The organism is Acetobacteraceae bacterium, assembly GCA_039613835.1.
GTDB lineage: Bacteria > Pseudomonadota > Alphaproteobacteria > Acetobacterales > Acetobacteraceae > Sorlinia.
The window spans coordinates 894,105-907,570 of the sequence record CP154827.1 but is presented as its reverse complement, the minus strand read 5'-3'; the positions used below and the strand labels follow the sequence as shown (position 1 = coordinate 907,570).

The 13,466-nt window shown below is 55.3% G+C and carries 12 protein-coding genes; 7 read left to right on the top strand and 5 right to left on the bottom strand.

Going from position 1 to position 13,466, the window contains the following annotated elements:
- Positions 1-206: 206 nt before the first annotated feature.
- The gene (locus AAYR33_05130; protein XAO72262.1) at positions 207-1,808 is read left to right on the top strand and encodes a lysine--tRNA ligase; all 1,602 of its coding nucleotides are present in this window, start codon (positions 207-209) and stop codon (positions 1,806-1,808) included.
- 76 nt (positions 1,809-1,884) lie between these two features.
- Positions 1,885-3,966, top strand: coding sequence for a lysylphosphatidylglycerol synthase domain-containing protein (locus AAYR33_05125; protein ID XAO72261.1), 2,082 nt, complete (start codon positions 1,885-1,887; stop codon positions 3,964-3,966).
- A gap of 10 nt (positions 3,967-3,976) precedes the next feature.
- Here the strand turns inward: AAYR33_05125 and AAYR33_05120 are convergent, their stop codons facing one another.
- Positions 3,977-4,552, bottom strand: a complete 576-nt coding sequence (locus AAYR33_05120) for a hypothetical protein (protein ID XAO72260.1) — start codon at positions 4,550-4,552, stop codon at positions 3,977-3,979.
- 178 nt (positions 4,553-4,730) lie between these two features.
- On the opposite strand from AAYR33_05120, the gene AAYR33_05115 reads away from it, so the two are divergent.
- From AAYR33_05115 to cyoD, 5 genes are all read left to right on the top strand, one after another.
- Positions 4,731-5,504 carry a Bax inhibitor-1/YccA family protein gene (locus AAYR33_05115; GenBank protein XAO72259.1) on the top strand — a complete coding sequence of 258 codons (774 nt, stop codon included), beginning with the start codon at positions 4,731-4,733 and terminating at the stop codon, positions 5,502-5,504.
- A gap of 629 nt (positions 5,505-6,133) precedes the next feature.
- Entirely contained in the window at positions 6,134-7,060 is a 927-nt protein-coding gene (gene cyoA, locus AAYR33_05110) for a ubiquinol oxidase subunit II (GenBank protein ID XAO72258.1), read from the top strand.
- 5 nt (positions 7,061-7,065) lie between these two features.
- Positions 7,066-9,057: a cytochrome o ubiquinol oxidase subunit I gene (gene cyoB / locus AAYR33_05105; GenBank protein ID XAO72257.1), complete on the top strand. Its 1,992-nt coding sequence runs from the start codon at positions 7,066-7,068 to the stop codon at positions 9,055-9,057.
- A 3-nt stretch (positions 9,058-9,060) separates the two neighbouring features.
- Positions 9,061-9,669 (top strand): cytochrome o ubiquinol oxidase subunit III, encoded by a 609-nt coding sequence (gene cyoC / locus AAYR33_05100; protein ID XAO72256.1) that lies wholly within the window; start codon positions 9,061-9,063, stop codon positions 9,667-9,669.
- The gene (gene cyoD / locus AAYR33_05095) at positions 9,669-10,004 is read left to right on the top strand and encodes a cytochrome o ubiquinol oxidase subunit IV (GenBank protein ID XAO72255.1); all 336 of its coding nucleotides are present in this window, start codon (positions 9,669-9,671) and stop codon (positions 10,002-10,004) included. The genes cyoC and cyoD overlap by 1 nt, the downstream gene beginning before the upstream one ends.
- A 289-nt stretch (positions 10,005-10,293) precedes the next feature.
- Here cyoD and fdxA read toward each other — a convergent pair whose 3' ends face one another.
- The 4 genes from fdxA to AAYR33_05075 form a co-directional block, all read right to left on the bottom strand.
- Positions 10,294-10,626 (bottom strand): ferredoxin FdxA, encoded by a 333-nt coding sequence (fdxA, locus tag AAYR33_05090; GenBank protein XAO72254.1) that lies wholly within the window; start codon positions 10,624-10,626, stop codon positions 10,294-10,296.
- 451 nt (positions 10,627-11,077) lie between these two features.
- On the bottom strand, positions 11,078-11,452 hold the full coding sequence (locus AAYR33_05085) for a hypothetical protein (protein ID XAO72253.1): 375 nt from the start codon (positions 11,450-11,452) through the stop codon (positions 11,078-11,080).
- Positions 11,397-12,209 carry a hypothetical protein gene (locus AAYR33_05080; protein XAO72252.1) on the bottom strand — a complete coding sequence of 271 codons (813 nt, stop codon included), beginning with the start codon at positions 12,207-12,209 and terminating at the stop codon, positions 11,397-11,399. Before AAYR33_05080 ends, AAYR33_05085 begins: the two co-directional genes overlap by 56 nt.
- 141 nt (positions 12,210-12,350) lie before the next feature.
- The gene (locus tag AAYR33_05075; protein XAO72251.1) at positions 12,351-13,358 is read right to left on the bottom strand and encodes a helicase-related protein; all 1,008 of its coding nucleotides are present in this window, start codon (positions 13,356-13,358) and stop codon (positions 12,351-12,353) included.
- Between the last annotated feature and the right edge of the window lie 108 nt (positions 13,359-13,466).

Here is a 13,466-nt window from a genome sequence, read left to right as displayed (position 1 = left end):
GCCTTCCTGCGTCAACAGGGAGGCGCCATCCAACGTGATGAGAAAAGCCGGACCGTGCTTCAGAAAGGCGGGGGAGGGTTGTGACATTGGTGATACAGTAGCGTAGCTTGCGTCACGCGCCCAGCAATGTTTCATGTGTCTGCTTGACCGCTGCGATGAGTGTTTCTAGGTTTCGCACGGTAACCAGCACTGTATCGCGACCTCATATGCAAAATTCCGATTTTCATCCTGATCTCAAGACATGGCCGTGTGACGAGGCCCGCAAGCTCGTCAAACATCTGCAAAACGTCCCGGTAGATAAACTGGCTTTGCTGGAGACAGGCTACGGGTCATCCGGCCTGCCGCATATCGGCACATTCGGAGAAGTGGTGCGGACAAGTTGGGTGAAGCTTGCTTACGAGTTCATGACCGGCCGGCAGGCGAAAATCCTGACCTTCTCGGATGATATGGATGCGCTGCGCAAAGTGCCAGGCAATGTCCCGCAGCAGGAAATGCTCCACGCGCATCTGGGTCTGCCCCTTTCCCGCATTCCTGATCCTTTCGGAAAATATGAGAGTTTCGCGGCGCATAATAATGCGATGCTTTGCGCCTTTCTGGATCGTTTCGGTTTTGAATATGAATTCGCCTCCGCGACCACTTATTATACGGAGGGCCGTTTTGACGCGGCCTTGCGCCGTATGCTGGAAGTGCATGATGAGGTCGTAGCGACCATCGCGCCGACATTGGGTCAGAAGCGGCGCGCGACTTATTCCCCCGTTCTGCCGATCCATCCAGAGACCGGGCATGTGATGCAGGTACCCATCCTGGGCGTCGATGCTGATGCCGCCACAGTGACATGGAAAGACCCTGAGACAGGCCGGAATTTCGAAACCTCCGTGCTGCGTGGCGGGGCAAAAATGCAGTGGAAGGCCGATTGGGCCATGCGCTGGTATGCGCTCGGCGTGGATTATGAAATGTCCGGCAAGGATCTGATCGACAGCGTCAAACTCTCCAGCAAGATCTGTCGCATTCTTGGCCGCCAGCCGCCCCAGACACTGACTTATGAGCTGTTTCTGGACCAGAACGCCCAGAAAATCAGTAAATCAAAAGGGAATGGCCTGTCGATTGAGGAATGGCTGCGTTATGCGCCGCCGGAGAGCCTTTCGCAATATATGTTCAATCAGCCTACCCGCGCAAAACGCCTGTTCTTCGACGTGATCCCGAGGGCCATGGATGAATATCTGGCCAATGCCGAGAAATTGCTTGATCAACCGGAGGAGACGCGCCCCTCCAACCCGGCATGGTTCATCCAGAGGGGCAAAGCGGGTCGGGATACGCTCAGTCCCTTATCTTTCGCGGCATTGCTCAATCTTGCTTCCGTCGCCAATGTTGACGCGCCAGCTCCGCTCTGGAAATTCATACAACGTTACGATGCTACGCTTTCTCCTGAAACGCATCCCTATGTTGGCCGTTTAGTCGGCCATGCCCTGGCGTATTATCGGGACTTCGTGAAACCTGATAAACGTTTCAGGCAACCGTTAGAGCAGGAGCGTCAGGCATTGCAGGATCTCGCAACCGAACTTGCAAAGGCAGACCCGGCCCTTTCCCCGGTTCAAGTCCAGGATATCGTCTTTGAGGTGGGCAAGCGTCATCAATTCACCCCGCTCAGAGCATGGTTCGGCTGCCTCTATGAGGTTCTCCTCGGACAGAAGGAGGGGCCGCGTTTCGGCATTTTTGCGGCGTTACTAGGGTTGAAAGAGACGGTCGCGCTGATAGAGGAGGCGCTTGAACGGCCCCCATCGGCATCATCCGCCGTGCCGGACGCCTGAGGCCAGAGATTGCCGTTCTCATGCTGGACACGACGCGGCTTTCCCGATGATCAAACCCACCCCATCACGAACCCTGATGAGAAGGATTTTGACACGGGCACCGGCGCTGATCGGCGCCATCCTGCTCATCGCATCCGTCATCGTGATCCAGAGAGAGCTGAGAAGCCTCTCATATCAGGACATGCGTCGCAGCATTGACGCGATCCCGCTCCAGTCTCTTCTTTTGGCGGGGCTGGCAACGTTCCTCTCCTATTTCATTCTTTCTTTTTATGATTGGCTGGCCTGCGTCCATATTAAAATGCGGCAAAGCTTTCGCCGGGCGGCTTTTGCGGCATTCTGCTCTTACGTTCTGTCGCATAATCTCGGCCTGGCAGCGATCTCCGGTGCGGCTGTCCGCTTCCGCCTTTACCGTAATTGGGGCATCCCAACCGGTGGCGTCGCCCATATCATCGCTTTCTGCTCAACAACTTATCTTCTGGGGGCGACGGCCCTCATCAGCGGCATCTTCATCTGGGAGCCGGATTACATCCCGATTTTGAGGCATCTGCCGCCGATTGCGGCGCAGATCATTGGTGCGTGCGGTTGGCTTATTATCCTCCTCTATATCGGCGTTTCCTTCCGCCTGCGTGAGATCCAGCTTTTCAATTTCTCAATCGAAATCCCACGGCCCGAAATTGCGGTCATGCAGGTTTTCGTCAGTGCGGCCGATATGACAGCTACAGCGCTGATCGCTTATGTGCTTCTGCTATCCGGTGGCGGCCCGGGCTTCGGCACGTTTCTGTCAATTTACGTCGCCTCCTACACGCTCGGCCTTGCCGCCTCCGTTCCGGGCGGGCTGGGCGTATTCGATGGCGCGATGCTTTATTCCCTGACGCGCTGGCTGCCGCCTTCGCAGGTGCTTGGCATCATTCTGGTATTTCGCCTGTTCTATTATATCGTGCCGCTCGTCCTCGCGGGGATCATGTTCGCCACGCATGAACTCTTCCTGCGCAGTGATGCGGCCTTATTGACCCGGCAGAAGAAAAGCCTTGAAATCTTGCGCGTGCGCCGCCCCAGCTTGGCCATCCGGGAGTTCGAAGCCGATTTTTCAGTCGCGGTCTCGACCGGACTTGTATCAGGGACGGGCGTCGCCCTTCTTTTTTACGCCGTCGCCGTGCCGGTCCATATTCTCGCGCCGCGCTTCGGTCTGTTGACGCTGCAATTTGCGGAAGTCGCGTTGAGTGTAATCGGCGTCTGCCTGATCGGGGTGGCAGTGGGGCTTGTCCAGCGTGTGACTGTGGCATGGAAGGCCGCCATCCTTTTCCTGACGATCACCTTACCGCTGCTGGTTGTAAGAGAGGCGGCCATGCCTTTGCCTCTGGCCGTCATGCTCATCATTTTATCGATCGCGCCTTTCCGGGCCTGTTATTACCGACGTTCCCGCCTTGTGGTGGAGCCGCTCTCCTTCTCCCTCATCGGGCCGGTCTCCATCTGGATGCTGAGTCTCGCCTTGATGGCCGCCATCGCGCTCCATCACACGTTGGGCCATAATTGGTGGCAGCGCCTGATTTTTGACCCTGATGCACGTCAATTGCGTTGGATTGTCGCCATCTCGGCCCTGTTGGGGCTGTTTGCCGTCAGTCGTATCTTCAGCCGCACTCTAACGGTGGTCGCGCCCTGGTCGCCGGACACGCATACAAGTTACTTCACCTTTGACCGCGCCTCCCATCATGTTGCGCATTGGCGTCCGCACGGCCTGCTCATCACGGAAGACCGGAAGGCCGCGTTGCCATTCTTCCAATCGCGTGAATTCGTGATCGGTGTCGGTGACCCGGCAGGGGACGTTGAGGCTGGCACCGCCGCCATATGGCGTTTGCGTGACCTGGCTTTTGAGCGGGCATGTCAACCTTGTTTTGTGGGCGTCACAGATCAGTTCCGCGCGATCTACGAAGATATTGGCCTGACAATTTTTGACGATGCCGGGCGGGAGGCGGGGTTATGCTGCAGTCCGCCCGAAAGCTGGCAATCTGCCCTGCATGAAATCATGTCGCATCATACGGCCCGTACGCGCCGACGTCCCACGATGCGCAATTTTTTCCATGTTGAAACGCGGTTCACCCATAGCGGGAAACGGGATCATGCCGCGCACCAGACGCGTGAGGATACCGGCGCCTCCTGACGACGGGTACCTATAAATGTGGTACCTTCCAGGCCGCTATCGGGGCGTGATGGTGGCTGAGCGGATAATCCTCACATTTCTCCCACCATAGCTGACTGGCATCGCCGCGCATTTCAAGAAGGCAGAAGCGATCGACATGCATCATGCCGCAAATGTCGAGATTCATTTTTTGAGTCCAGAGAATGGTTTGGGCGCGGAGGGAGGTTTTCGCCTGTCCCAGACGGAGACGCGGACGATAACGGCGTTTTTCGAGCCTGTGCCCGCTGCGTCGCGTCGCATTCTCAATTTTGGTGCGGAAATTCGTGAGGACGTCATCAGGCGCAACCTCTAAATAGATGGCGTCCGTCAATCCTTGAGGTTCGATAGTCAATCCGGTGAAATTGACCTCCAGGCCGCGCGGTGCAATGCGCAACAGCTCAAGGTCGAGCGCATCGAGCACATCAATATCTGTGATGGTGCCCAGTTCCCGCACAATGAGGAAGCACTGACTCGTCTCGACCCACTCAATATGTGGCGCGCTGACGTGAAAGGAAGAAAGGCTTCGCTGAAGCGCGAGATCTGCGGGGATTGCGACAGTCAGTCTCATTTGCCGTACTCTCTCTTCGTCGAGGTTGAGCGTGATTTTTCAGGTAGGAAGGGGGGCGCATAATCAGTTTAAGCTTTCCATGGCGGAAGGACTTAACAGCTGAGACTTGATTATTGCATGGAAGATACCACATTCTATTTTGATCAACCAGATGTAACTGGTTCCAGGAAGGGATATCATGGCTTTCATACCCAATGGATCCGGAGACCCTGTATCAGGGGTTGGGGTCAGCAGCGCGGACGTGATGGATAACGGCCTCCGCGCCTATATGTTGCGTATTTACAATTGGATGGGTCTCGGATTGCTGATTTCAGCCGCCGTCGCCTATCTTATCGCTGAAACGCCGGTTCGCGATTATTTCTACGCAACCGCCATGCAGGTTGATGGGCAGATCGTCACCTCGCCCACACTTCTGGGATGGGCCGTCGTCTTTCTGCCGCTCATCTTTGTTTTTGTGCTTTCAGCGGGCGTTAATCGATTCTCCCGTGAGACGGCGCAGACGCTCTTCATCGTTTACAGCGCCTCGATGGGGGCCTGTCTGTCGAGCATCCTGCTTCGATATGAGGGGGGCTCGATCGCGCGCGCCTTCGCGGTCAGTGCTGTGACTTTCCTCGCCATGTCGCTCTGGGGTTACACGACACGGCGCAGCCTGGCCTCAATGGGGTCATTCCTCTTCATGGGACTGGTCGGTCTGATCCTCGCATCTATTGCGCAGATCTTCATCCATAGCTCGGGCCTGAATTTCGGGATCAATGTCGCGGGTGTGCTGATTTTTACCCTGCTGACGGCTTACGATACCCAACGTATCCGGGCGACTTACGCTTATTACACGCAATATTCCGGCGCTGCTGAGCTGGGTAAATATAGCGTTTATGATGCTTTGTCGCTTTACCTGAATTTTGTGAACCTATTTGTCTTTCTCTTACAATTCATCGGCGTGCGGCGCCAATAGATTGTAGCAGGATTAACATTCCGTAATATTTCGACAGCGGAGCGCGGCCTTAAAGGGTCGCGTTTTTTAAGAGGACGGGTACGGTCCGTTTATCGTTGCCGATTTACATGACATGCTGAAAAAAATTCTGCCATTTGATTTAAATCATCTTGAAAAATTGCGCGAAAGCGCCGGAATTCAGCTTTCCGTTGACATTTACGTGTGCGGGACACATTTTCGCCTTGTTTCGTAATGCTTGCAAAATCGAGCGTTACAGATCTAACACATAGCCATAGCCAGGACACGAGGTCCGGCGTGGCAGGACGTTATCCACCTTACCGGTGCGCTTTCCGGTAAGAGCGGGCAGGTCCTTCGAAGTGGAGCATTTTGGCAAGGGCTTTACGCCGCAAAGCGCAGTCTGGTCATGAGACACGGTTGCCGATCCATCATGGTCCCATACAGGGATCGCGGTTTTTCGGCACGAAATCCGGGTTTTGGCCAGAGGTGGAAAGCCGGTTGGGAAGAGAGCAGATCAATATGTCATTCTCTCAAAGATGGGAATTTTTTGGTGAGTCGGGTTGCGATTTCCAAATAATGCCTTGTCAGAATGTTAGGCGGTTTGACGGTCGCTTCAACAAACGGGGCAAACAATGACCAAGGAAATCTTGCCGAAATTCAAGCGGTTGATGCCGCTAATTCCGGCGCTTTTGTTATCAGGCTGTACGCTTGATCTTCTCGACCCGCGAGGCCCTGTCGGCCGCGGGAACCGTGACGTCATGTTGCTTGAAATGGGTGTGATGCTCTGCATCATTATACCGGTCATCATCATGACACTCTTCTTCGCGTGGAAGTATCGCGAGTCGAACACCAAGGCAGAGTATCTACCGACCTGGGACCACTCGACGAAAATTGAGTGCTTTGTCTGGGTGATTCCGGCGGTTGTCATCCTCGTTCTCGGTGTTGTCTGCGTCTGGAGCAGCTATTATTACGACCCGTATCGCAAGCTGACAGCCTCTGATCCCTCGCGCAAACCGCTTAATGTTGAAGTCGTCGCGCTCGATTGGAAGTGGCTCTTCATCTACCCTGATCAGGGTGTTGCAGCCATCAATCAACTTGCCATTCCGGTGGATCGTCCGATCAACTTCCTGATCACATCGGATGCTGTGATGACGTCATTCTTCATCCCGAGGCTGGGGTCGCAGGTTTATGCCATGGCGGGTATGCAGACACAGTTGCATCTTCTGGCCGATGCGCCGGGGGATTATCTCGGGCAGGCTTCCAACTACACGGGTGCGGGTTTCTCAGATATGCATTTCCGCGCTCTCGCCATGAATGACGGTGATTTCGACGCATGGGTCGAGAAGGTCAAGCAGTCTCCCAACACGCTGGACAGCAGCACGTACCCGGATGTGGCAGCACCGCAGCAGGCTGCGTCGGTCACTTATTACGGGCGTGTGCAGCCAAGCCTCTTTGATGGCATCGTGGCCAAATATAATAACGGTATGGTCATGAATAAATCGACAGGTCAGATGATGCACATGCAGCCCGCACCGTCTGAAGCGCAGATGAAGGAATAAGGGCTATGTTAGGAAAATTAAGCTTATCGGCAATACCCCTCGACGTGCCCATTCTGGTGGGCACGTTTGCAGGCGTTGTGATCGTCGGCGTGCTGGTGCTGGGTCTGATTACCTGGTTCGGCAAATGGGGGTATCTCTGGCGTGAGTGGCTGACCTCGGTCGACCATAAACGTCTGGGCGTGATGTATATCGTCCTGGCCCTCGTCATGCTGTTCCGCGGTTTTGCGGATGCGGTAATGATGCGCTCCCAGCTCGCCCTGGCTTATAAGGGCAATCCGGGTTACCTCCCGCCACATCATTATGACCAGATCTTCACCGCGCATGGCACGATCATGATTTTCTTCATGGCGATGGCCTTTATGGTGGGGCTGGTCAATATCATCGTTCCGCTCCAGATTGGCGCGCGAGACGTGGCTTTCCCGTTCCTCAACTCGCTCAGTTTCTGGCTGACGACCATCAGTGCGCTGCTGATCAACATCTCATTGTTTATCGGTGAATTCGCGCAATGTGGCTGGGTGATCTATCCCCCACTTTCGGAGGCGCAATTCAGCCCCGGGGTCGGTGTGGACTATTATATCTGGGCGATCCAGATATCCGGTGTGGCCACTTTAATGACGGGGGTGAACTTCTTTACCACCATCATCAAAATGCGCGCGCCCGGCATGGGTATGATGCAGATGCCCGTCTTCACCTGGACGGTGCTGGTCACGATGATCCTCGTGCTTGCGACCTTCCCTGTGCTGACCGTCGTGATTGCCGAGCTCACGCTCGACCGTTACCTGGGTATGCATTTCTTCACCAATGATGGGGGCGGCAGTCCGCAACTTTATGTCAGTCTGATCTGGACCTGGGGCCATCCTGAGGTTTACATCTTGGTTCTGCCCGCTTTCGGTATTTATTCTGAAATCGTCTCGACCTTCTCGCGCAAGCCGCTCTTCGGTTATCGTGTGATGGTCTGGGCAACGGTCGCGATTGGATTTTTCTCCTTCATCGTCTGGGCGCATCACTTCTTCACGATGGGTGCTGGTCCGAACGTCAATGCCTTCTTTGGTGTGGCGACGATGATCATCGCGGTGCCAACGGGTGTGAAGATCTTCAACTGGATGTTCACCATGTATAAGGGGCGCATCCATTTTGACGTTACCATGTACTGGGTGCTTGGCTTCGTTGTCGTCTTCTCGATCGGTGGTATGACGGGTGTCATGCTGGCCATGCCGGCGGCGGATTTCATCTTGCATAACTCGCTCTTCCTGGTTGCGCATTTCCATAACGTGATCATTGGCGGTGTTTATTTCGGCTATGTTGCCGGCATGAATTTCTGGTTCCCGAAGGTCTTCGGTTTCAAACTGAACGCCAGCTGGGGCAAGGCTGCTTTCTGGTTCTGGTTCTTCGGGTTCTTCTTCGCCTTCGTGCCGCTTTATATTGCGGGCTTTGAGGGTATGACGCGCCGTCTGAACCATTACGACAATCCTGACTGGCATGTTCAGATGCTGATCGCCGCGTTCGGTGCAGCCCTGATCGCCTGTGGCGTTGTTTCCCAGCTTGTGCAGATCTATGCCTCCATACGTGACCGCAACAAGCCGGAAAATATCGATTACACGGGTGACCCATGGGGTGGACGCACACTCGAATGGTCCGTGTCGTCTCCGCCGCCTGCCTATAATTTCGCGGTTGAACCGGAAATTTACGGCATCGACACTTATCACGCCGAAAAGCAAAGCGGTCGACGCACCATTGAGTTCAAACCAATCGTTCCGATCCATATGCCGAAAAACACGGCTTCTGGCTTCGTCATCGGTGTGTTTGCAGCGATCTTTGGCTTCGCCTTTGTCTGGAGCATCTTCTGGTTGGTTGCGCTCAGTCTGCTCGCCATCATTGTCACGGTGATCGTGCGCAGCTTCCAGACCGATGTGGATTACTATGTCCCTGTCAGCGAGATTGAACGTGATCAGGAAGCATATACCCGCTCGCTCACAGCAGCTCACGGGAAGAGTTAAATCATGTCATCTGAAATAGCTTCGCCGCACCACGCGGCACATGAGCATGAAGGCCACAGCTCGCCTGTTGTCTTCGGGTTCTGGATCTATATCATGACGGATTGCGTGCTTTTCGGCACGCTCTTCGCCTCATTCTCGGTGATGCGGAATGCATTTGCCGGAGGGCCCACCGGGCATGAGCTTTTCAATCTGACAGGTGTCGGGATTGAGACGGCTCTCCTCCTGCTCAGCTCCATCACCTTCGGGTTTGGTACTTTGTGTGCGCATGCCAAAAACCGTGCCGGGCTGGTTTCCTGGCTCGTCATCACGGCTTTCCTGGGTGCCGGGTTTATCTTCCTTGAAGTGCGTGAATTCATGGAGCTGATTGCGAATGGCGCGGGTCCTGACCGCAGCGCGTTCCTCTCCGCCTTCTTTACGCTGGTGGCGACCCATGGTCTGCACGTGACTTTCGGGTTGATCTGGATCATCGTGATGATCATCCAGTCTTTCAGCGCGCAGGCTTTCACGACACGCTATCTGGGCAAGCTTCAGTGCCTGAGCCTTTTCTGGCACTTTCTCGACATTGTCTGGATCTGCGTGTTCACCTTTGTCTATCTGATGAGTGTAGTCTGATGAGCAATGTACATATCCAAACGGGGGAAGGTGAGTCTCACGGCACTTTTGCCTCTTACATCGTGGGCTTCATCCTTGCTGCCATTCTGACCGTCGCGGCTTTCGCTGCGGTCATGATGCACCAATTATCGCCCGTCGCGACGGTGGCGATCATCGCCGCGCTCGCCGCTATTCAGGTTTTCGTACATGTGGTGTTTTTCCTCCACATGAATGGAAGCTCCAGCCAGACATGGAACACGGTCTCGTTTCTTTTCGCGATCATGTGTCTGATCTTTTTTATTGGTGGGACGATTTTCATCATGCACGACGTCGCTGTTAACATGATGTCGCGTTGACCTATCGAGATTTGCGGCATGTTCACGTGCTGTGAAAAGCTAAAGCCGACGGTTCGCGCCGTCGGCTTTTTTGCTCTGGCGCTTCTATCGCGGCCAACGTCACACCGCATTGAGAGAGCGTTCCAGGGAGGAGGGCGCGGAAGGGATCTCGCATCCCTGTCGCGAGAGCAAACCCGGCACGGAATTTCAGGGTCAATGCGCGTCAGGTGCCACGCAAAAATAAAGCCCGCTGACAAGGCTGCGAAACAGCCGATATCAACGGGCCTTCAAAAGGGACCGGAAAAGAAATTCAGTCCTTATGCGGTTCGGGCGAAAGCATGTCGGCCTTACCCGGTTTATTGTTCCATTCATCCGCATCCGGCATGGGCGCGATTTTGCGCGTCATATTCGGCCAAACTGCGGCGTATTTGGTGTTGATCTCAAGCCAGGCTGACGCATTGCCATCACTATCAGGGACAATCGCCTCGGCAGGGCATTCGGACTCACAAACGCCGCAATCAATGCATTCATCGGGATTGATGACGAGGAAATTCTCGCCCGCATAAAAGCAATCCACGGGACAGACTTCAACGCAATCCGTATATTTGCAGCGAATGCAGTTTTCAGTGACTACATAGGCCATAAACTTCTCCGATCAATGAGCCGAGCAGATCGCCTTTGGGCGATAGCAACGTTTGAACGTCGCTATCGGGCGGTAAATGTGATTTTCCAACAGGCAAATAATCGCTTCATTGAGCGATATGCAAGAGCTAATCTGGTAATTTGGCCGTTTTACAGCGAAGCATGTTGCATTCCCGCCGCCATGTCGACATCGACCCTTCGGCTTGAAAGCGCGATAAAAAGCCATTTCAAAGCGTTTGAAGACGGTCGGCGTCATAGCACCACCCTGTGATTGATCCGGTAATCTGAACGAATCACAGTTTTTCATCGTGAATTAACCTTCCGCAAGCGGCATCACCGGATCGGGCTTCCATACTTGACGAGACCTCTTTGCAAAGCGCCGATGCGCGCCGACCTGTCATTTTTTTTGCTAATGACGCAGGGCGGCAAACGGCCCCTGCCTGCTCACCGCCCTACCTCTCTTGCGGCCGGGACTTTCCTTGATCGGGCTTTGCCGCCCTGCGTTTGCGTAAAATCAAGGGCGATGGCGGACCATAGTGATCAGGTGCCAACGCGTGCCCATCACGGAAAGCAAAGCGCCATGATTTGAGGATGGACGGGATATCGCTGTTCTTCACGCCGAGCGCCTCAACCATTCCGACGGGAAGGGCGGCGTCCTTATAAAGGGCCGCACGAGTCAGGCGCGCAATCCATCTCTCCGCCATGTCGATCCTTATAAAAACGGTCCCGGAGGGCAGAAATCCGGTCTCTACACCCTGTGCAACGTCGCCCTCAGCCCGGGCGCAGTGAGACGCGCTGGTAATCCCACCCTTGCATGCCCCATCCATGATGCAGCGCCACCAGCATATAGCGCAGAGATGCCGCAGCCGGGCGCGGCAGGTCGCGCAGAAAGAGCGCGCGCGTGCCGACCACCAGGGTCCGCTTTTCCGGGAGGGGGGTGAGCGCCTCTAACGTATGATAAAGCGGCGCGAGATGCTGCCGAAGAGAGGCGTCGAGATAAAGTTTCAGACGCAACAAGACCCGCGCTTTCAAAATCTGCCCCTCAAGCTCGCCGGAAATAAGTTGGATGTCCGGCTTGAGGAGCGCGCTGCCGCGTGTCAGGCGGGCCATGGTCTCACCTTGCCAATGCAATGTGGCCGTCGTGACATTGATCCAGAATGCGGTATCTCCCGAATTCTCAACTTCCTGCACGCGTGTCGGCAAATAGCGTATCACGGCGCGGCATCCTGCTTTCAGAGCCAGATGGCGTGCTGCATGTGTCAGGTTCGGATCCAGCGTGAAGCCAAACCCGTCAAGATGTCCCACTTGATGATCCTCAATAACGAGGTTCCTGCCGGCGGTAATGGATGAAAGCGCTTGACCCGTCGATGAGTCGCGCAAATGTCGAGAGAGGGTTGCGGCTTTGCGGTCAATATATTTTGTCCTGAGTTTTTCATGCAGGGCGTCTGAGGGGGCTGTTTCAACCTCGCGCGTCACTTTTTCCCAACGTTCGCTCCGGGGATACCAATCGCGCTTGGTCGCGACATAGGCGCAAAGCCGTATGGCCGTCAGGCGATGCATCAATGCATCAATATCTCCCTCCACATTATTGAGACGCTTGATCTGCTTCGCAAACCAGCCATGCGGAACCCGCCCCGCCGTGGAAAGGGAGAGGAAAAGCCGTTCACATATCTGGGCGTGCGAGGTGTCACCCAGTTTACTGAAATCAGGGATCTGACAGACTTCTCAGAGACGTTGCACCTGCACGTGTGTCGTCGCCCATGACTGGACGGATGGTGATCGCGCAAGCGCATGGAGCGTGATGACGTCACTGGCCTCACGCCCGCGGCGCACGGCGTCATGCGATGAGGGGCGTGACAGGCTCTGCTTCAATGTGGTGACAGCGGTGAAATCAAGTGCGTCATTACGCCAGACGATGTGTTTCAATGGCGCGAAATGATGGTTTTCGATCTGCTGAACAAGGTCCGGCGCGAGAGGGGGCGCGCTTTCTGTCGTGCCGAACGTTCCATCTTTGAGGCCGCGCCCCGCACGGCCGAAAATATGTGCCAGCTCATGTGGCGACAATGCGCGGAAATGCGCCCCGTCAAATTTGTGCCGTGCGGCCAGGGCAACATGCTCAACATCCATATTGAGACCCATGCCGATGGCGTCCGTTGCGACGAGATAATCAACCTCGCGATTCTGAAATAAAGCCACTTGTGCATTGCGCGTCTGCGGAGAAAGCTGCCCCATGACAATGGCGCAGCCGCCCCGGCGACGGCGCAATATATCCGCAATGGCGTAAACCTCAGGCACGGAAAAAGCGACGATGGCGGAGCGCGGCGGGAGCTTGGTCAGGGATAAATGCCCGATATGACTCAAAGAGGAGAGGCGGAGCCTCATCTCGATTTTGATCCCGGGGAAGAGCGACTTGAGAATGGGCCGCATCGTGTCGGCGTCAAGCAACAATGTCTCCATCGTGCCACGGCAGTGCAGAAGCCGATCGGTGAAAACATGCTCGCGCTCTGGATCAGCACAGAGTTGGATTTCATCAATCGCAACGAAGCTCATCTTGCGTTCACGCGGCATGGCTTCAACGGTGCAGGAGAACCAGTGTGCCTGGCGGGGAATGATTTTCTCCTCCCCCGTCAGGAGCGCAACGTGCTCGACCACTTTTGCCGCCACGAGCTTTTCATAATTCTCGCGCGCGAGCAGGCGCAGCGGAAACCCGATCATCCCGTCAGGATGGGCCATGAGGCGCTCCAGCGCGAACCAGGTTTTAACCGGTATTTGTGGGTCCGAGGAGGGCGGTCAGGCCGCGGCGTTCAGGGGGAGCTTGAGCCGCGCAAAAGCGAACATTCC